At 65.0% G+C, this 17,480-nt stretch carries 16 protein-coding genes; 10 read left to right on the top strand and 6 right to left on the bottom strand.

Features of this window, described 5'->3' with window-relative positions:
• Nucleotides 1-14: 14 nt before the first annotated feature.
• Nucleotides 15-938 (top strand): hypothetical protein, encoded by a 924-nt coding sequence (locus OPIT5_12575; protein AHF94336.1) that lies wholly within the window; start codon nucleotides 15-17, stop codon nucleotides 936-938.
• A 103-nt stretch (nucleotides 939-1,041) separates the two neighbouring features.
• Here the strand turns inward: OPIT5_12575 and OPIT5_12570 are convergent, their stop codons facing one another.
• The 6 genes from OPIT5_12570 to OPIT5_12545 all read right to left on the bottom strand — a co-directional run bounded on the left by OPIT5_12570 (nucleotide 1,042) and on the right by OPIT5_12545 (nucleotide 6,312).
• Nucleotides 1,042-1,386, bottom strand: a complete 345-nt coding sequence (locus OPIT5_12570) for a hypothetical protein (GenBank protein AHF90920.1) — start codon at nucleotides 1,384-1,386, stop codon at nucleotides 1,042-1,044.
• On the bottom strand, nucleotides 1,383-1,604 hold the full coding sequence (locus tag OPIT5_12565) for a hypothetical protein (GenBank protein ID AHF90919.1): 222 nt from the start codon (nucleotides 1,602-1,604) through the stop codon (nucleotides 1,383-1,385). Before OPIT5_12565 ends, OPIT5_12570 begins: the two co-directional genes overlap by 4 nt.
• Before the next feature lie 54 nt (nucleotides 1,605-1,658).
• A complete protein-coding gene (locus OPIT5_12560; GenBank protein ID AHF90918.1) occupies nucleotides 1,659-2,645 on the bottom strand; it encodes a 3-phosphoglycerate dehydrogenase in 987 nt (328 codons plus the stop codon).
• 72 nt (nucleotides 2,646-2,717) lie between these two features.
• A complete protein-coding gene (locus OPIT5_12555; GenBank protein AHF90917.1) occupies nucleotides 2,718-4,277 on the bottom strand; it encodes a hypothetical protein in 1,560 nt (519 codons plus the stop codon).
• Nucleotides 4,274-5,173, bottom strand: coding sequence for a xylose isomerase (locus OPIT5_12550; protein AHF90916.1), 900 nt, complete (start codon nucleotides 5,171-5,173; stop codon nucleotides 4,274-4,276). Before OPIT5_12550 ends, OPIT5_12555 begins: the two co-directional genes overlap by 4 nt.
• Before the next feature lie 242 nt (nucleotides 5,174-5,415).
• A complete protein-coding gene (locus OPIT5_12545) occupies nucleotides 5,416-6,312 on the bottom strand; it encodes an AraC family transcriptional regulator (GenBank protein AHF90915.1) in 897 nt (298 codons plus the stop codon).
• 86 nt (nucleotides 6,313-6,398) lie between these two features.
• Here OPIT5_12545 and OPIT5_12540 point away from each other — a divergent pair, with 86 nt between their 5' ends.
• The 9 genes from OPIT5_12540 to OPIT5_12500 all read left to right on the top strand — a co-directional run bounded on the left by OPIT5_12540 (nucleotide 6,399) and on the right by OPIT5_12500 (nucleotide 17,475).
• On the top strand, nucleotides 6,399-7,535 hold the full coding sequence (locus OPIT5_12540; GenBank protein AHF90914.1) for a transcriptional regulator: 1,137 nt from the start codon (nucleotides 6,399-6,401) through the stop codon (nucleotides 7,533-7,535).
• 47 nt (nucleotides 7,536-7,582) lie between these two features.
• Nucleotides 7,583-8,479 (top strand): glycosyltransferase family 1, encoded by an 897-nt coding sequence (locus OPIT5_12535; protein AHF90913.1) that lies wholly within the window; start codon nucleotides 7,583-7,585, stop codon nucleotides 8,477-8,479.
• Between the two features lie 110 nt (nucleotides 8,480-8,589).
• Nucleotides 8,590-10,311: a peptidoglycan-binding protein gene (locus OPIT5_12530; protein AHF90912.1), complete on the top strand. Its 1,722-nt coding sequence runs from the start codon at nucleotides 8,590-8,592 to the stop codon at nucleotides 10,309-10,311.
• A 61-nt stretch (nucleotides 10,312-10,372) separates the two neighbouring features.
• Nucleotides 10,373-11,074, top strand: a complete 702-nt coding sequence (locus OPIT5_12525) for an N-terminal cleavage protein (GenBank protein AHF90911.1) — start codon at nucleotides 10,373-10,375, stop codon at nucleotides 11,072-11,074.
• A gap of 10 nt (nucleotides 11,075-11,084) precedes the next feature.
• Nucleotides 11,085-12,521, top strand: a complete 1,437-nt coding sequence (locus tag OPIT5_12520) for a hydrolase GDSL (GenBank protein ID AHF90910.1) — start codon at nucleotides 11,085-11,087, stop codon at nucleotides 12,519-12,521.
• 214 nt (nucleotides 12,522-12,735) lie between these two features.
• Nucleotides 12,736-14,190 carry a cobalamin biosynthesis protein P47K gene (locus OPIT5_12515; GenBank protein ID AHF90909.1) on the top strand — a complete coding sequence of 485 codons (1,455 nt, stop codon included), beginning with the start codon at nucleotides 12,736-12,738 and terminating at the stop codon, nucleotides 14,188-14,190.
• A gap of 83 nt (nucleotides 14,191-14,273) precedes the next feature.
• Nucleotides 14,274-15,698, top strand: a complete 1,425-nt coding sequence (locus OPIT5_12510; GenBank protein AHF90908.1) for an ABC transporter substrate-binding protein — start codon at nucleotides 14,274-14,276, stop codon at nucleotides 15,696-15,698.
• Nucleotides 15,695-16,600, top strand: a complete 906-nt coding sequence (locus OPIT5_12505; GenBank protein AHF90907.1) for an ABC transporter permease — start codon at nucleotides 15,695-15,697, stop codon at nucleotides 16,598-16,600. The genes OPIT5_12510 and OPIT5_12505 overlap by 4 nt, the downstream gene beginning before the upstream one ends.
• Complete coding sequence (locus OPIT5_12500; GenBank protein AHF90906.1) at nucleotides 16,597-17,475, top strand: ABC transporter permease; 879 nt, start codon at nucleotides 16,597-16,599, stop codon at nucleotides 17,473-17,475. The genes OPIT5_12505 and OPIT5_12500 overlap by 4 nt, the downstream gene beginning before the upstream one ends.
• The last annotated feature ends 5 nt before the right edge of the window (nucleotides 17,476-17,480 follow it).

Raw genomic sequence — 17,480 nt, 5'->3', positions numbered from 1 at the left:
CCTGAAAAATGAATATGAATTATCAGATCAACATCACGGCTGCCGCAATTCTTACCGCGGCCGTCTTTTTTACGAACTCCGTCCACGCGTCGGATTCCACTGACGTTTCCCGCGCCGCGAGTTGGACCGCATCTGGAACCGACGGATTTTCCGGCAACGGCCATGGCTCCACCCTTGCCCCCACCGACTCCATCTGGAGCTATTATTATCAAGCCGGCTACAAGACTGGTTCCGGTTCCATTTACACTCTCGATCCCCAAGACTGGATTTACATGCCCTGGTCGAGTTCCTACTCACGCTTTGCCGTCAACGCCACCCCCTCTTCCCCCGATGGAGCCTCCGCCAATGCCAACACCGGTTACGTCCGCGCTACCGAATCCGCACTCAGCATCTTCTGGAACAGCCCGGGCAATCCCTCTGTCGCTCCCGAGGATGCCTTTCGCCCTCCCTGGTTGATTGCCGCCTACACCGCCACCGCTGATACCGAGGGCGTCTACGACATTGGCGGATCCCTCTCATGGACACTCGAGAAAAATGCTGGTGCCAATGGAGCCAGGATAGTCATCGGCGTTGTCCGTCAAGGGACCACCACCGCCACCACCCTCGAAACACTCCTGAGTCTCTCGAACAACACAACGGCACTCGGCACCTACACTCTTTTTGACGGTAGCGTAGAGATGCCTGTTCCGAACTCTCTCACTGGCATCACGCTCAACGAAGGCGACCAGCTCTTCATTGCTCTTCGCGGTGCAAATTCCCAAAATCGCACCCTTACCCTCAACGACAGCGCCCTCACGCTAACCTTCACTGCCGTCCCCGAACCTGCTGCTGCCGCCATCCTTGCCGGTGCCTCCATAATGACCATCGCCTCCCTCGTCCGTCGCCGATCCGCGACCACTCGCGAGGGATCCATTGATCTACACAGCGGAAAGACATGATCCCCGTGCACCGGTTTGCCCGTCGCGTCCTTGCCCCAAGTGAAAGGATTTTCCGAGTCGTTAAAAAGCATCCGCCCGGAGTTCGCCCGGACTCCCTCTCGGCTCAGTCCGCAATGGCCTCAATTTTGTCGTGGAAAACGCTGATCAATTTGTTGGCTGGCAACAGGGATTCGATTTGTGGCCACAGGCGGGCCAGCAGTGCGTGAAACTCGCGCTTGGGAAGGTTGCCGAATCGCAAATGCACGATCCATGGCGGCGGAGTGGAGAGCATGATCCGATGAGAAAAATCCGTATCTTTTGTCACGATTGCCAACCGGTTTTGTTTTGCGTATTCCCATATCGCCGAGTCCGACACACTGCTTCCGAGGTCGGTCGCATGGGAAAAGGGCGCTGACGGGGAAAATGTAATCCGGCGGGGGACGTTTTCGTCGAACAAAATACCCCTCATGCAACCTCCAGCATGGAAAAATGATGCCTCATCAATTCCGACGACAAGCCGATGCAGGCCAGCACATCTTCCCTCGTCAGTGACGGATATTCTTCCAGCACGCTTTCGATGGAGTCACCCGCTGCGAGAAATTCCAGAACGGTGCGGGCCGTGATTCGTGTTCCCCGGATAGTGGGCTGGCCATTGCAAATATCTGGTTCGACAACAATACGATTCATAAATAATACAATATGCCCCTCAACAAAGGGAGTCAATTTGAACAGCTTCCGGCGTCACCCCACCCTCGCCAGTTGGTCCGCCATGATGACGTGGCGCGGCGCTCCCCCGTGCAGCGTGGCCTCGATGTCCTCGACCACCTGGCGCCCGATCAACACCGACGGCGGGCCTGCCGTGTGTGATGTCAGAATCACGTTGGACAACTTCCGCAACGGACTGTCCGCCGCGGCCGGTTCGGGATCGGTCACATCCAGAAACGCGAACAACCTCCCCCGCTCCAGCTCCGCAATCAATGCCTGCTCGTCGATGCACGTACCGCGCGAACTGTTGATGAAAATCGCGCCGTCACGCATCGCCCCAAAATGCTTCGCCCCCAGCAGGTGGCGCGTCGCCGGCAAGGCCGGCGCATGGAGCGACACCACGTCGCACTGCGCGCACAACTCCACGATCTCCGCCCCCCGCTCCACACCGAGCGCGTGTGCCTGCGCTTCATCGAGAAACGGATCCCACACCAGCACCCGGCACCCGAAAGGACGCAGCAACGCAATCAAAGCCCGCCCCGTTTCCGACGCGCTCACAATGCCCACGGTGGACTCCGCCAGCGTCTTCAGTCCGGCCGGCTTTGACGTTATGTCGTTGCGATTGGCCGCGGCATCCTGCGGCACGCGACGCAGCCCGAGGATAATTTCGCCCAGAACCAGTTCGGCCACGTTTCGGGCAATAGCCGCCTTGCAGGATGCAATGCGAAGCTCCCGGCCTTCCAGATGCGGGCCGAAAAAAGGCTTCACCGTTCCCGCCGCGTGAATCCACAGCTTCAGGTCCGGACAATGCGCCACCACTCCCGCCGTCGGCCCCGGTGTGCCCCACGAGCCGACTGCGATCTCGCAGCCTTTCAACAACGCCACCGCCTGCTCCGCGTTGATCGGCTTCTCCGCCTCTGTGGCGACAACCTCGCCCAACGTCTTCAGTCGCGCCCAGTCCGCCTCCGCAAACAGACGCCGGCGTAGTTCCCGGTGAATGACAACTCCGATTCTTTTTTTCATAATATTCAGAAATAAAACAGGATAAGAACAATCAACCGGGGGGTGGCAGCTATGTGTGTGGTGGCGGGTGGACTAATCTTCATCCGGCGAAGCTGCCAGCGCACCGAGGACTGCCGCCCAGTCAGCGTCGTTCTCCAGCGAGGGCAACGCACTCGGGTTCGCCAGCTCCGCCGGCCCAAGCCCCGGCCGCCGATGCAGCGAGGCGCATTCGATCCGCCCGGCGACAATGCGCACCGTCGCAAGCCCGTCGCCATGCGATGGCGCCTCTCCGCTCCCCGCGCCCCCGGCGACGACGGAGGTGAACACATCCGCGTGATGTCGCGCCGCCGGCTCGCGCAACTCCGGAGGGAAACCGCCCAGCCCCGCGAAATAATGGTGTCCGTTGCGCTCCAGATCGTCGATACCGAGCGCTCCCGCCACGCACAAATCCTCCAGGAGCGCCACCGGCCCCACATTGGTCAGGTCCTCGCCGCTGAGAATCCCCGCTCCCTCGCCGCGGCTCGCAAGCCTGCGGGCGCGGCGGTGGAGCAACGCGAGGTTCGCCACGCTCTTGAACACTCCCTTGCAGTTCTTGTGCGTCGTGCCCGCATAACCCGCTGCGAGCGCACGCGCCAGCGTGTCCGTATCCGCATCCGATTCGTCGATGATCACGGGCGGCACCGGTCCTGCCCCCCGCAACCGCTCCCGCATCGCCCGGATCCCTTCGCCATCCAGTGCGCAGTCGCGATGCAACGGTTGCTCGACAAACCGCAATCGCCGGAACCAGTTTTTCAAGATCGTATCTTTCATGGCACTACACCAGAAATCCTCAAACGCCTCCGGTGTCCGCCAGGATTCGTTCCCGTCCAGCGTAAACACGGCATCGCCGTCTCCCGGAGCAGCGTCGATCACGGCGGCGATGGCCCGAAGCCGGTCGATATTTTTTCCGGTGTCATCCGAAACCTTGATCTTGAAGCGACGGATACCGTGGCAGGCGATGACATCCTCCAGGCACACCGGCAGCCCGTCGCGTGGCCAGTCCCCCGCCTTCAGATCCTCCCGGGTCAACGGGTCTGTCAGCCCGATCGTATGTCGTACCCGCATATGCGATACCGGTCCGGACGGAACCGCCTCTGCCGGAGCCGTTCCCTCCAGCTCCGGGTAAATCGCTTCCAGCCTTATCCCCGGAAAATTCCGGACGAGCGCGTCATGAAAGGTCAATCCATGCAGGCGGCAAGCCGCGTCGATCAAGGCCCGCTCGATCAGCGATGCCCCGAAATTTGCCAGCAAGTGAGGCCAGCCGCGCGCGTCTCCGCGGCGCAATTGCTCTCCGTGAACCTCATGCCAGAGAGCAAACACGGTCCCTCCCTCCCCCGCCGCCCGCGCCACCTCGCACGCCGACAGGATCGACTCGCGCAGTTCGTCCACATCCTCACGGAACGTCGTGTCGGGGCTTTTCGTGAACCACTTCGGCATCAGGTTGTCCGCCGCCACGCCCGCCGCCCGCCGGCCATTCTCCGCCACCTCGACGCGCACGATGACATGCGGCACCCGCGTGACGCAGGAGATGCCGAACCGGAACGGCATCCGTGCCCGCAAGGGCAGTACATATGCCTTCACGCCGACAATGCGGATATTGCTCCACGCACTCATGTCCGCGCCTCCGCATACGCCGCCGCCAGCAGCCCGCGGGCAAGCCGCACATCCTCCGCGATGAAACGATCCACCGATGTCGGGTCGGAATACTCCGCCGTCAGACAGACCGGCCCGGCAAACCGACGCCTCGCCAGTTCCGCCGCGACGCCCGGCCATGACGCGATGCCTTCACCGCCCCGGCACCACCCGATCTTCCACTCCGCCACCTCCATTCCGTCCCGCCCTTCCCCGCTCGCCGCTCTCGATCCACCTCCGCCATGCCGCACCCATTGTGCGTTCTTCAGATTCACCATGCACAGGTGCGACGCCACGAGATCCAGCCCCATGGCCGGCGGCTCTCCGCACAACGCCGCATGGGCTGCATCCCACACGGCCGCCACCTGACGAGGCGCGAACCCCCTGCACACCTCCCGGATCGCCATCGCGTGCGGCAGCCAGTTCCCGCAATGATTCTGCACGCCGATGCACACACCCGTTTCGTCCAGCACCGGACGCAATTCGTCGAATCGCCGCCGCCAGCGCGCCTCCGCATCAGGATAAGTTTCCCCGTCGTTCACGCGCAGGCATACCCGGATCACCGGCACACCCGCCGCAGCGCACACCCGCGCGAGCGCCGCATCCGGTTCGCCCGCCACGCTGAAAATCCGCAGTCCCCGTTCCCTGAATACACGCACCGCTTCCGGCAACATCGTCGCAACATTCTCCGGCGTCACCGGAAACCCCGGCCGCACGGGCAACTCCACGCCATCCACACCGAGCGCAGCCATCCGTCCGGCAAGTGCGTGCAACGGTTCATGCCATGGTTTTGTAAAAACCGCCAGCGGCGGCAGAGTCGGGCCAGTCGATGACGACGGGGCAAAAACCGGACGAAAATCCGAAAGAGGCGATGACATGGAAAACAAGGAGACTGGATGATTTGTCATATCCTACACCCTCGGCCCTTGGGCAAGAATGGCGTTTCCTCCTCATTCATTTGTCAAAATCTCAGCCCTCCGTCTTCCCCAAAAACCATGAATCTGGCCCACGAAACACACGAAAGGACACGAAAGAAGAGACAGAAATCCGATGGTTTGGATTTCGTGTCCTTCCGTGTGTTTCGTGGGCAATCCTTCGGTTGCGGCATAGCCGCTCCAGGTTATTCTGCCCATGTCAGAAACCGCCGTGGGCTCAGCCCCTCGTGTTTTTTGAAGAACCGGGAAAACGTGAACACATCCCCAAACCCCAACTGGTCCGCGATCTGGCTGACCGAGCACTCCGAATAGCGCAGCAGCGACCTCGCCAGTTCCATCCGCTGGCGGTCGATGGCCTGTTTCACCGTCAGGCCTGTCGCTTCGCGAAACACACCCGCCAGATAACCCGGAGCCACGCCCGCCACCCTTGCTGTTTCGGCCACCGTAAGCGACCGGCCCGCATTCGCGCCGATATGCTCCAGCGCCCGCCGCACGCAACCCGGCAGGCGCTCCTCCCGCGTATCCCACGCCAGCAAGCGCGCCAGCAAACTGTCGAGCAACCCCGCCAGGACATACCGGTTGCGCGGCGCCGGCTCCTCCGCCAGCAGCGCCCCCAGACACCCGCGCCATGCCCGGTAAAAGCGACCTGGGGGCACCGGTAACATCCGCGCCGGCAAAGCGGGCGCGTTCTCCACATGGAATTTCACGGAAAGGAACGACTCTCCCCGCCCCGGATACCGAAATGCGTGCCACGTCCCCGGCGGAAACAGAACCAGCGCCCCCGCTTTCAGGCGCATCTCGCCGGCATCCGTTTCCAGCGCCCACTCCCCGCTCCGTGCCCACTCCAGTTGCCAGAAATCATGCCGGTGCCGCTCCGCCACCCGCGCCGCCTCAACCTGCTCCACCCGCTGAAACAGCACCGAGGAGCGGGGCGCTGCCGGCACAGGAACAAGCCACGGAGAAGAAACCAGGAATGAGGCCATGACACAAAAATCACCCGCCACCCTGCGCCCTCCCTGGCGGCGACACAAGACCGGGCGCCACCGTCTCCTCCGCCGACCGGCTCCCGGAAGCCTTCCCATGATAACAAAACCGCCTTGACATTATTTATAATTAGAAACAGATTATTCTTAATTACCGCCACTTTCCCTTCGAAACCCGCCACATCATGCGAACCCCTCCACGCCCAATCACGCAGGCCCAGATCGCCCGCAAGGCCGGCATCAGCCAGGCCGCCGTTTCCGCCATTCTCTCCGGCACCGGCGGCGGCACCCTGACCGTCAGCGACGAGACCCGCCAGCGTGTCCTGGCCATCGCCGAAAAGCTCGGCTACGTCTCCCGCAAGACCGCCTCCCGTGCCGGCAGCAACACCCGCAACGTCCTCATCGTCTGCCCCCAGGGCCCCCGCCAGGCCACCAACGAAGAGTGGATCGAAAACACCTACCAGACCCTCATGGGCAAGGTCCTCACCACGGCCAGCCAGCAACTCAACGAACAGGATTTCACCCTCTCCGTCTTTCACCTCGGCGAGTCCACCCGCCTCACCCAGTGGCTGGCCGAGTCCGACGTCCGGGGCGTTCTCTGGCACGCCGCCGACACCGACACCGCTCTCCTTCACTGGGTGGCTTCGCGCGTTCCCCTTGTCCTGCTCAACCGTGAACGCCGCTCCGCCACCCCGATGGATGTCGTCAGCATCGACCAGGAAATGAACATCCGCATGGCCGCCGAACATCTCTGGTCTCTCGGCCACCGTCGCATCGCCACCTTCGGCCATTGTCCCGACAACTCCTTCTTCCGCGCCCGCGTCAACGCCTGGCGCCAGTTCACCGAGGAGCGCGACATCCGCAACTACACCGAATTCCAGAAGATCTCCGACGCCTCCGACCGTCCGGCTCTGGAAAAGGTCGATGAAATCATCGCCACCTGGAAAAACCTCGGCACCGACGCGCCCACCGCGCTCATCACGAGCGATGTATTCGCGCTCCCGTTACTCCATCGCGCCGCCATCGCCGGCATCGCCGTCCCCCGCCAGCTCAGTGTCGTCGGCATCGACAACACCTCCGCCTGCCCGCTCATGACCCCTGCCCTCACCTCCCTCGACCAGCCCTTCGAGGAGATGACCCGCGTGGCGGTCGATCTTCTCCTCCACCGCATGGCCGGCTCCGCCGGCGGCGACAGTCCCTCGCAAAACGTGCGCATCGCGCCCCGCCTCGTCATCCGTCGCTCCGTGCACGATCTCTCGGCCCGGCCGCCGGCGACGACGGCCAGAACCACCGCACGTCCCCGGGCCGCCACCACCACCTGACGCCCGCGCCCACATCCTCCTTTCACCTCCAGATCAGCCCGTATATCATGAAAAAACAAAACCTCCGTCCCCTCCTTCTCATCACCAGCCTCATCCTCGCCGTCCCCGCCGCCATGGCCGCGGACACCATCGGCTGGTGGCGCTTCGAAGACGCTTCCAACCTCGGCCGCGATTATTCCGGGAACAATCTTCACCTCACCGCCAGTTCCACTCCTCCCGCCCAGGTCAATACCCCCTTCGGCAGCACCGTCCCCCTGACTGGCGACGCCAATACCAAAGCCATCAGCCTCGACAGTTCCGGCACCGTCAAAAACTACCTCAACATCGCGGATAGCCCTGTCTTCAACTTCCAATCCTTCACCATCGAAGCCAACATCAGCATCAGCTCATTTAACGGCAGCAACCCCGCCATCATCGCCAGCCAGTTCGGCTACGAATCAGGTGCCAATGCCAACGCCAACTGGCTCTTCGGCGTCAAAACCACTGGTGAACTTTACTTGCGCCTCGGAAACTCCGCCAATCAGGGCACCTCCTACAACGACCTCAACTCCGGTCTCTTCCTGACGACCGGGGCCAACGCGAAAAACTACTACGTGGGAGCCAGCGTCATTGCCGACGACTCCGGCACCACCGCCGTCTTTTACCTTCAAGACCTGAGCGCCGGAGGCGACGTTCAGTCTGTCATCAAAACGGCCTCACTCAAAGCTCTTGCCACCGCCTCCACCGCCCCCTTCGTCATCGGCACCAGTTCCAACAAGGACGGTGGCATTTATGAATACCGCAACTTCGGCGGCACCATTGACGAAGTCCGCCTCACCAACGGCGTGCTCACGCAGGACCAGCTTCTCGCCAGTGCTGCACCTGTTCCCGAACCCTCCACCTGGGCCGCGCTCGCCGCCGGATTTATCCTGGCCGCCACGCTTGTCATCCGCCGACGCCATTAAAAAACCAATACACCGCCGAACACCGGATAAACACCCCTTCGGCGCGGTAGCGTTACATTCAGCGTTCGGTGTTCGGTGTTCAGTGTTAAATGTTGAACGTTAAATGTTAAATGTTCGGCGCAAAGCGCCCCCCCTTTCACCGCACACACACCATCACCCGTGCCGCTCCCGAAAGCCCCGTCATGATCTTGCGAATACTCTCCGCTCTTCACCTGACCGCCAGCCTCGCTGTCGCCGGCCTCTTCGCCGCCGGCGCCATCACCCGGGCGTCACCGGCCTCCGGCCAGCCGTGGCAATCCGCTCTCGTCCATTACGACTCCGCCACCGGCGCGCTCCGCTACACCGCCGACGCCGAAGGCAACCGCATCCCGGATTTCAGCCATGCCGGCTACCGGGGAGCCGACGTCTCCCTTCCCGACATCCCCACCATTCCTGTCCTTGCGACCCTCGAACCCGCTCCCGGCGACAACACCGCCCGGCTCCAGGCCGCGCTCGACGCGCTCGCCGACCACCCGATCGACCCCGCCACCGGACGCCGCGGCGCTCTCCTCCTCGCTCCGGGCATCTACGAACTCCGCTCCACCGTCCATATCCGTCACTCCGGCATCGTCCTGCTCGGCTCCGGTTCGGGCGACGATCCGGCGCACGACACCCTCCTCCGCCGCACCGGCGCCGACCCCAACCCCGTCCTCATGGCCGGCGGCGCCGGCCGGCACGACAAATTCCGCACGCCTGTCCCCGGCACCCGCACCGACATCGTCACGCCGCGCGTCACTGTCGGCTCCCGCACCTTCGCCGTCGCCGACGCGGCCCCCTTCTCCACCGGAGACACCGTCGTCGTCGAACATCCCGTAACTGACTCATGGATACAGACTGTCGACGGCGGAGGCACCGACACCGATCCTGCCTGGCAGATCGGCGAACGCGAAGCCGAGATGACCATCCGCTATCTCCGCCACATCGTCGCCATCGACCGCGACGGCACCACCGGGCAGCCCACGCTCACGCTCGACGCTCCCGTCTACAACCACCTCGACCGCGCTCTCAGCCAAAGCACGGTTTACCAATACGACACGGCCCCGTTCCTCACCGAAATCGGCGTCGCCCGTCTCCGCATCGACATCGAAACCGCCGGTGAAGAGTCCGAAGACCACGCCAAAGACGCCCTCGTTTTCCGGCGCGCCCTCGATTGCTGGGCGCGCGACGTCACCGCACTCCATTTCGTCGCCGCCGGCATCAAGTTCGGCCCCGACTTCGCCCGCGGCACCGCGCTCGATTGCCGCGCCCTCGATCCCCATTCCCTCGTCACCGGCGCCCGCCGCTACAATTTCTGCGTGTTCCAGGCCCAGCTTGTCCTCTTCGAAAACTGCCACGCCACCCACGCCCGCCATGCCTTCATCAGCAACGGCACCACCCTCGATTCCGGCATCGTCTTTCTCGACTGCTCCAGCGACTCCTCCACTGCTCCCTCCGAGGGGCACCGCCGCTGGCCGCAAGCCCTGCTCTTCGACGGGCTCACCACGCGCAATCCCGTCGGCAACCCCGCCATCCTCGGCCTCTACAATCGCGGCAGCTGGGGCACCGGCCACGGCTGGGCCGCCGCCCACTCCGTCGCCTGGCGCTGCGACACCGACGGCCGCCGCCTCATCATCCAGAAGCCGCCCACCGCGCAAAACTACGCCATCGGCTGCTCCGGCAACGTGGAGAGCAAAGGCTATTTCCCGCAACCCGCCGGCCATATCGAAGGCAGCAACCGCCCCGGCCTCGAACCGCGCTCCCTTTACCGCGCCCAGCTCGCCGCCCGTATCCGCTCCGTGACTACAAACCCGTAAACCTGCCGCCATGCAAAAATCCCCTGTCCACCCCGCAACCCGCTCGCGTCTTCATTCCGGAATGACCGCCGGTTTCACCCTCATCGAACTCCTCGCCGTCATCGCCATTATCGGGATCCTCGCCGCCATCATCCTCGGGACCATCGGCAGCGTCCGCAAAAAAGCGCATCAGGTCCGCTGCATCTCCAATCTCCGTCAGGTCGGCATCGCCATGCTCGCCTACGTGAGCGACAATAAAGACAAGCTCCCCGGTCCCATCTATACCAAAGTCCTGGCCGAATATGGATGGAAAGAATACACCGCCCTCCCTGCCCGGCTCGCTCCCTACATGGGGTATCCGGATCCTGAAAAACCCGGCGCGGGCGTGCGGGTAAAATTCCCCCTCCTGCACTGCCCCTCCCGCGGCATCGAAGACTCCATGTCCATCGGCACCTTCGCCGTCCAGTGTAACCTCGACACCGCCAAATCACCCAACGGCAGCAAACGTGCCTTCGGAGAACCCGATACCGCCAACCCCCGGCTCTTCGATCCCCCCGGAGGCGTGCGCCCGCTCCGTTACTCCGAACTGGAAGCCGCAGGTGGCGGAGCCTCCCGTACCTGGGCACTCGTGGAGGTGGACCAGACTATCCCTTATTCTGAAGTCAAAGGACAAACCGGCTGGTATAACGCCCTGCCCAAGACTCCTCCGCACGGCAACAAGCGCACCACCCTCTGGTTCGACGGACGTGTAAATCTTCTCGCCGAGTGGCCCGTCCGCTACTGATCATTCCCGCATGCGTCACCTCCCCGCCCTGCTGCTCACAGTTCTCGTTTTCATTGTCTCCCCTGCCCACGCCGCCACCGCCGATCTCTTTCGCGACGGCGACCGCTGGGCTGTCGTCGGCGACAGCGTCACGCAGAACGGATACTACCACACCTGGATCGCCGTTTATTACGCCACCCGTTTCCCCGACCGCGCCATCGACATCTTCAACTGCGGCATCTCCGGCGACTCCGCCGCCGGCGCGCTCCGTCGCTACGACTGGGACATCGCTGCAAAAAAACCCACCGTCGCCACCGTCATGCTCGGCATGAACGACGTGAACCGCAACCTCTACGCCGAACTCCCCTCAGGCTCCACCGAACCTTCGCCCGACATCCTCAAACGTCGCGCCGACGCGCTCGCCGCGTACCGGAAGAACATGACACAGCTCATCGCCCGCCTCCAGGCCGACGGCGCGCGCGTGCAGCTCCTCACCCCGTCGATCTACGACGAAACCATGCAGAGCGACCGTGCCGCGGCAAACCTCCCCGGCGTCAACAGCCTTGCCCTCGCCGACTGCGCGCAGTTCGCCCGCGACACCGCCGCCGCCAGTGACGGCAAGATCGGCCTCATCGAGATCCATCGTCCCATGACCACGCTCAACGCGAAACTCCAGCAGGCCGATCCCGCCTTCACCCTCGTTGGCCCCGACCGCGTCCATCCGCGTCAGGCCGGCCACTTCGTCATGGCCTACTATTTCCTGCAAAGCCAGGGCGCCCCTGCCGAAGTCTCGCACGTCGCCATCGATGCTTCCGGCGCCAATCCCCGCGTCACCAGGGTCCGCAACGCCACCGTCACCGCCCTCACCCGGACAGCCGCCGATGGCGCCGCCACCCTGACTTTCACCGTCAACGCCGCCGCCCTTCCCTGTCCGGTCGAAAAAAACGCCACGCCCGCCCTCGATTACATCCCCTTCACCGACGACCTCAACCGCGAGACCCTCGTCGTCGAGAGTCTCGCGCCCGGCAACTACACCCTGGCCATCGACCAGCAGATCATCCGTACCTGGACCGCCGCCGAACTCGCCACCGGCGTCAACCTCGCCACCCTGCCCGGGACTCCCCAGGCAAAACAGGCCGCCGGGGTGCTCGAACTCGTCATGCAGTGGCGCGCCCTCGTCGCGCACGGCGATCGCGGCGTCGCCCAGGTCGAACACTTCCACCTTCGCGACGTCGCCCATCCCGTCAGCTTTGACGACGTCCGCGCCCGCCTCGAAGCCCTCGTCGAAAAATGGAACGGCAGCGACAACCGCATGGACAACTACAACCGCGGCGTCGTGCAACGTTACCTGAAAATGAAACCGCAGGAGGCCGAAACGCAGACCCGCATCCGTGCCCTCGTCGAACAAATCCGCGTCGCCGCCCGCCCCCAACCGCACGTTTACAGGCTGACGCCCGCCTCCGGCTGACGGACCGGCATGCAGGGAGGCAAGCTCAGGGTGGTGAGCGGAGTCGAACCACACGGAGGCATGCCGCTACGCGCAAACCGCAGCCACAGGCGTCCCTGCCTGTGGTGACCGGCGCTCCCGCGCCGCCCTCCTTCCTCAAGCCGAGCCACATCCGCAGAAACGGACGCGTTTGTTTGCCTCTCCTCTTCCCGGTGCATCTGCTGGTGTTGCCACCATGCCATCGCTGATTCCTCCCGTCGAAACCGATCCCGCCCGGCTGCCGCCGGTCACGATCGTATCCGGCTTCCTCGGCGCAGGAAAAACCACGCTCCTCACCCGCCTGGTCTCCGCACCGCACGGGCTGCGTGTGGCGCTGGTCGTCAACGACGTCGGTGCTCTCAATCTCGACGCCGCGCTCCTCCGCGAGGCGCTGCCCGGCCACGCTGTCGCGTCCGCCGCGCGCATGATCGAACTCACCAACGGCTGTGTCTGCTGCTCCGTGCGCGACCAGCTTGCCGAAACCGTCGCCGAACTCGCCGCCTCCGGGCGCTACGACCACATCGTCGTCGAATGCTCCGGCGTCGCCACCCCGCGCCCCCTCGCCGACCTGTTTCTGCGTCCCAACGAATTTGGCCGCACCCTCGGCGAGTTCGCCCGCCTGCACGCGCTCGTCACCGTCGTGGACGCCGCCCGTTTCCTCGCCGGCTGGCGGCAGCCGGCGGACACCTCGCCCGCTTCCGATGGGAATCGTTCTCCTTCTCCTGCTCGTTCTCTTTCTCCGGTCCGGATTCGTCCTCCTTCTCTTTCTCCTGATCATTCTCCTGCTCCGGAACTCGCAAGACGCCCCGGAACGCAGGCAGGAGAACGAGAACGGGAAAGACCACAATCCGGAGAACGAGAAAGAGAAGGAGAACGAGAAAGAGTGGTTGCGGACACCCCGCCCGCTTCCGATGCCGCCGGCGGCGACACGCCGGTCTTCCAGCTCATGGTGGAGCAGGCCGAGTGCGCCGATGTCATCGTCGTCAACAAGACCGATCTCGTCTCCGCCGGCGAGCTGGCCACCGTCACCGCCCTGCTGGCCGGCCTCAACCCGCGCGCCGAAATCCACCCGGCCCGCGAAGCCCGCCTTGGGCCCGGATTCTGGCCCGGCGCGTCCCGTTTCGATCCGCAGGTCTCGCTGAAAAGTGCGGCGTGGATTCAGAACCTGAATACCCTCGGCGAGGCCAATCTCCGCCGCCGCACTGCCCGCACCGCGCCCGTCGTCACCTCCGCGTCCGGCTCCACGCCGGCCAGTCCGCGCTCCGCCGGCGCCGGTGATCACGCCGCGCGTTTCGGCATTATGACCTGCCTGTACACGCGCCGCCGGCCACTCTCCGCTGACGCCGTCTGTGCGCTGATCGGGCGCGACGGCATCCCCGGCCTGTTGCGCGCCAAAGGTTTTTTCTGGGCGAAGGAAAAAAACGATGAAATGGCGTTTCTCTCCGCCGCCGGCCGTATCGCGCGCATCGAATACCTGCGCCCCTGGGCCGCCACGCTCGTCGAGCGCGGACAGATCACCGAAGAGAAACTGCCCGCCACGATCCGCGCCCTCTGGGAGCCGCCGCACGGCGACCGCCGCCAGGAACTGGTGTTCATCGGCGTGCATCTCGATCAACAGGCTCTCGACGCCGCGCTCGATGCGTGCGCCTGACGGAGCGCCGCTCCTTTGAAAAAATTCCCCCGATCTGTCATCGGGCATTGCAATGTCCGCCGGATGGCTTCCCGGTAACAGCAATGCAACCCCCCCGCCTGCATCTACGGATCGCGGCGCTGACCGGCGTGGCGATCGTTCTTTTGTCCGTGGTGACTTCGGTTTCGGGCTGCCGCCGCGCGCCCGCCGACGACGATGAACGCGTCATCCGCGTGTGGTCGCATCAGGGGCAGGAAGCCGAAAACCGGGCCATGCGCGCCATCGCGGAGGCGTTCAACGCCGCTCACGCCGCGCGCGGCATCCGCGTGGAAATCGCGTTTTTCCCCGACTTCCAGTACACGGAAAAACTCGCCATCGCCGCCGCCGCCCGCGACCTGCCCGATGTCTTCGACATGGACGGCCCGCTCGTCGCCCGGCTCGTCGATGCCGGCCTGCTCGCGCCGCTCGATGCGTGGATCGACGACGCGACCCGCGCCGATTTCCTGCCCACGCTTCTCGAACAGGGCACGATCGACGGAAAACTGTACGCGCTCGGCGCGTTCGATTCGGCCGTCGTGCTCTACTACGACCGCGAACTGCTCGCCCGCGCCGGCGTCATCCCGCCGCCGCCCGACAGCGCCGGCTGGACGTGGGACGAATTTCTCGCCGCCTGCCGCCGCCTCCGCGATGCCGGCATCGAGCCGCTCGCGCTCCACATGGACGACAGCTCCGACGAATGGTTCACCTACGCCTTCAGCCCCGTCGTCTGGAGCGGCGGCGGCACGCTGATCGAAACTGAAACGACAACCGGTGCGGAGGCTGGCCCCGCCCCCGCCGGCCACAACGCTCGCTCCCGCGTGCGCGGCGTGCTCGCCAGCGACGCCAACGTCCGCAGCCTGCAAGGCTGGCAGCAGCTTTTTACCCAAAACTTCGCGGCCACCGATCCCGTCGATCCCGATCCCTTCGGCAACGGCAAGGTCGCCATGGACTGGAGCGGCCACTGGATGGCGCGCACGCACCTTGAGCGCAAGGGCGACCGGCTCGGCGTCATGCCGCTGCCGCGTGCCGGTGCGAAACCCGCCGCGCCCTGCGGGAGCTGGTGCTGGGGCATTTCCTCGCACGCCCGCGATCCGGAACTCGCCGCGCTCTGGCTGCGCCGGGTCACCGATCCGCGGCACGGCGTGGAGCCGATCGTGCGCGCCAACGGCGCCGTGCCCGGCCGCCGCTCCGCCTTCGCCGCGTTTCCCGAATACGAAACGCCTCCCTACTCGCTTTTCCGCCGACAACTGGAAACGACGGCGCGGGCGCGTCCGCGCACACCCTTCTACGCCACGCTCACCCAGCGTTTCGCCGCCGCCCTGCGCGACATCTCGCGCGGCGCCGATGTCGCCGCCCGCCTGCGCCAGGCCGAGGACGAAATCCAGCGCGTGATCGACCGCCGCGGCGCGGCACGCCCGCGGCCGAAAGACCCTGAACGGGGTGACGCGGGTGAGGCATCCGCTCCGATCCGAAAGGAGGTCCGCCCGTGACCGCCTGGCAACGCGCCCGCGGCCGCGCCGCGCCTTGGTTTCTCGCCCCGGCGCTGGCGTTGCTCGCCCTCTTCGTCGTCTGGCCGATGCTGCGCGCCGGCTACTGGAGTTTCACCGACGCCGATCTGCTCGCGCCCGAACGCGCCCGCGGCATCGGCTTCGGCAACTTCGCCGACCTGCTCGGCGACGCCCGTTTCCTGCGCGCCTTCGGCAACACCCTCCTCTTCGCCGCGCTCGTCGTGCCGCTGCAAACGGTGCTGGCGTTTTTCCTCGCCCTCTGGGTCAACCGCCCCGAACCGGCGTGGCGGTGGCTGCGCGCCGTGTTCTTCGTGCCGACCATCGTCGCCATGCCCGTGCTCGCGGTGTTGTGGACGCTGCTCTACCAGCCGGCGCAGACCGGCGCGGGTGGCGGCATCGAGACCGGCCTCGTCAACGCGGCGCTCGGCCTCGCCGGCCTGCCGCCGCAGGCGTGGCTGCGCGATCCGGCACTGGCGCTGCCGGCCATCGCGTTCATGTCCATCTGGCAAGGCACGGGGTTGCAGATGATGGTATTCCTCGCCGGCCTCCAGTCCGTGCCGAAGGAGCTGCTCGAAGCCGCCCGCATCGACGGCGCGGGCGCGTGGCAGCGCGTGTGGCACGTGATCGTGCCCTCCATGCGCAACACGATCGTGTTCGTCGTCACGGTGACGATCATCCTCGCGTTCCGGATTTTCGTGCAGCCGTACCTGATGACGCGCGGCGGGCCGGGCAACAGCACGCTGTCGCTCATCCAGTCGGTTTACGAAATGACGTTCGTCAGCCAGAACCTCGGCCGCGCCTGCGCGGCGGCATTTCTGTTCCTGCTGCTGGTCGGCGGGCTCACCTGGCTGCAACGCCGCTCCACACGGGAGGAACGCGAATGAAAACCGCCCGCCAGAACCAACCTCACCGCCCTCGCGATGGCGGCCCCCGTTTCCGTCTCGCCTGGACCTGGTTCGCCAGCGTTTGCGTCGCGCTCCTCTTTCTCGCACCGCTGCTCTGGATGGCGGCGGCCTCGCTGCGCGAGGAGTCGCAGATTTTCCGGACCGGCCCCGGCGCCTGGTTCGAAGCCGGCGGCTGGACGCTTGCCCACTACGCCGACGCCTGGCGGCGCGCCGCGCTCGGCCGGGCGCTCGTCAACTCCGCGTTGCAAGTGATCATCATCGGCGGCGTCGGTCTGTTCGTCAACGCCCTCGCCGCCTACGCGTTTGCCCGGATGGAGTTTCGCGGACGCGAACTGCTTTTTGCCGGCGTGGTCATCCTCATTATCCTGCCGGTCGAGGTGCTCGCCGTGCCGATGTTTTTCACCGCCCGCGATCTCGGGCTGACCGGCGGCCATGCGGCCGCGATGGCCGGCCTCACCGTGCCGTTCCTCGCCAAGGCGTTTAACATCTATTTCCTCCGCCAGCATTTCCTCTCCGTGCCGGTGGCGCTGGAGGAAGCCGCCGTGATCGACGGCGCGGGCGCCTGGAAACAGTTCCGGTGCGTGGCGCTGCCCTCGATCCGGCCCGCGCTGGCAACGGTCGTGGTGCTCGACCTGCTCGTCCATTGGGGTGATTTTCTCTGGCCGCTGATGATCGCCACGCGCGAGGAGACGCGCACCGTGCAGATCAGCCTCGCCAACCTCTTCACGCAACCGCCCGTCCGGTGGGGCGACATCCTCGCCTGCGCCGTGATGGCGACGTTGCCCGTCATCGTGTTTTTCCGCTGGTTCCAGCGCCACATCGTCGCCACCGACGCCCGCGCCGGTATCAAGTGACGGCG

The sequence above is a fragment of the Opitutaceae bacterium TAV5 genome, from assembly GCA_000242935.3.
In the GTDB taxonomy this organism is placed as follows: Bacteria; Verrucomicrobiota; Verrucomicrobiia; order Opitutales; family Opitutaceae; genus Geminisphaera.
Note: the sequence above shows the minus strand (reverse complement) of the source record. Positions and strands in the feature narration are given on the sequence as shown.

Bases quoted from the DNA above. Each gene is read 5' to 3' on its own strand.
- OPIT5_12575 (AHF94336.1), top strand. From the start codon at position 15: ATGAATTATCAGATCAACATCACGGCTGCCGCAATTCTTACCGCGGCC.
- OPIT5_12570 (AHF90920.1), bottom strand. From the start codon at position 1,386: ATGAGGGGTATTTTGTTCGACGAAAACGTCCCCCGCCGGATTACATTT.
- OPIT5_12565 (AHF90919.1), bottom strand. From the start codon at position 1,604: ATGAATCGTATTGTTGTCGAACCAGATATTTGCAATGGCCAGCCCACT.
- OPIT5_12560 (AHF90918.1), bottom strand. From the start codon at position 2,645: ATGAAAAAAAGAATCGGAGTTGTCATTCACCGGGAACTACGCCGGCGT.
- OPIT5_12555 (AHF90917.1), bottom strand. From the start codon at position 4,277: ATGAGTGCGTGGAGCAATATCCGCATTGTCGGCGTGAAGGCATATGTA.
- OPIT5_12550 (AHF90916.1), bottom strand. From the start codon at position 5,173: ATGTCATCGCCTCTTTCGGATTTTCGTCCGGTTTTTGCCCCGTCGTCA.
- OPIT5_12545 (AHF90915.1), bottom strand. From the start codon at position 6,312: ATGGGAAGGCTTCCGGGAGCCGGTCGGCGGAGGAGACGGTGGCGCCCG.
- OPIT5_12540 (AHF90914.1), top strand. From the start codon at position 6,399: ATGCGAACCCCTCCACGCCCAATCACGCAGGCCCAGATCGCCCGCAAG.
- OPIT5_12535 (AHF90913.1), top strand. From the start codon at position 7,583: ATGAAAAAACAAAACCTCCGTCCCCTCCTTCTCATCACCAGCCTCATC.
- OPIT5_12530 (AHF90912.1), top strand. From the start codon at position 8,590: ATGTTCGGCGCAAAGCGCCCCCCCTTTCACCGCACACACACCATCACC.
- OPIT5_12525 (AHF90911.1), top strand. From the start codon at position 10,373: ATGACCGCCGGTTTCACCCTCATCGAACTCCTCGCCGTCATCGCCATT.
- OPIT5_12520 (AHF90910.1), top strand. From the start codon at position 11,085: ATGCGTCACCTCCCCGCCCTGCTGCTCACAGTTCTCGTTTTCATTGTC.
- OPIT5_12515 (AHF90909.1), top strand. From the start codon at position 12,736: ATGCCATCGCTGATTCCTCCCGTCGAAACCGATCCCGCCCGGCTGCCG.
- OPIT5_12510 (AHF90908.1), top strand. From the start codon at position 14,274: ATGCAACCCCCCCGCCTGCATCTACGGATCGCGGCGCTGACCGGCGTG.
- OPIT5_12500 (AHF90906.1), top strand. From the start codon at position 16,597: ATGAAAACCGCCCGCCAGAACCAACCTCACCGCCCTCGCGATGGCGGC.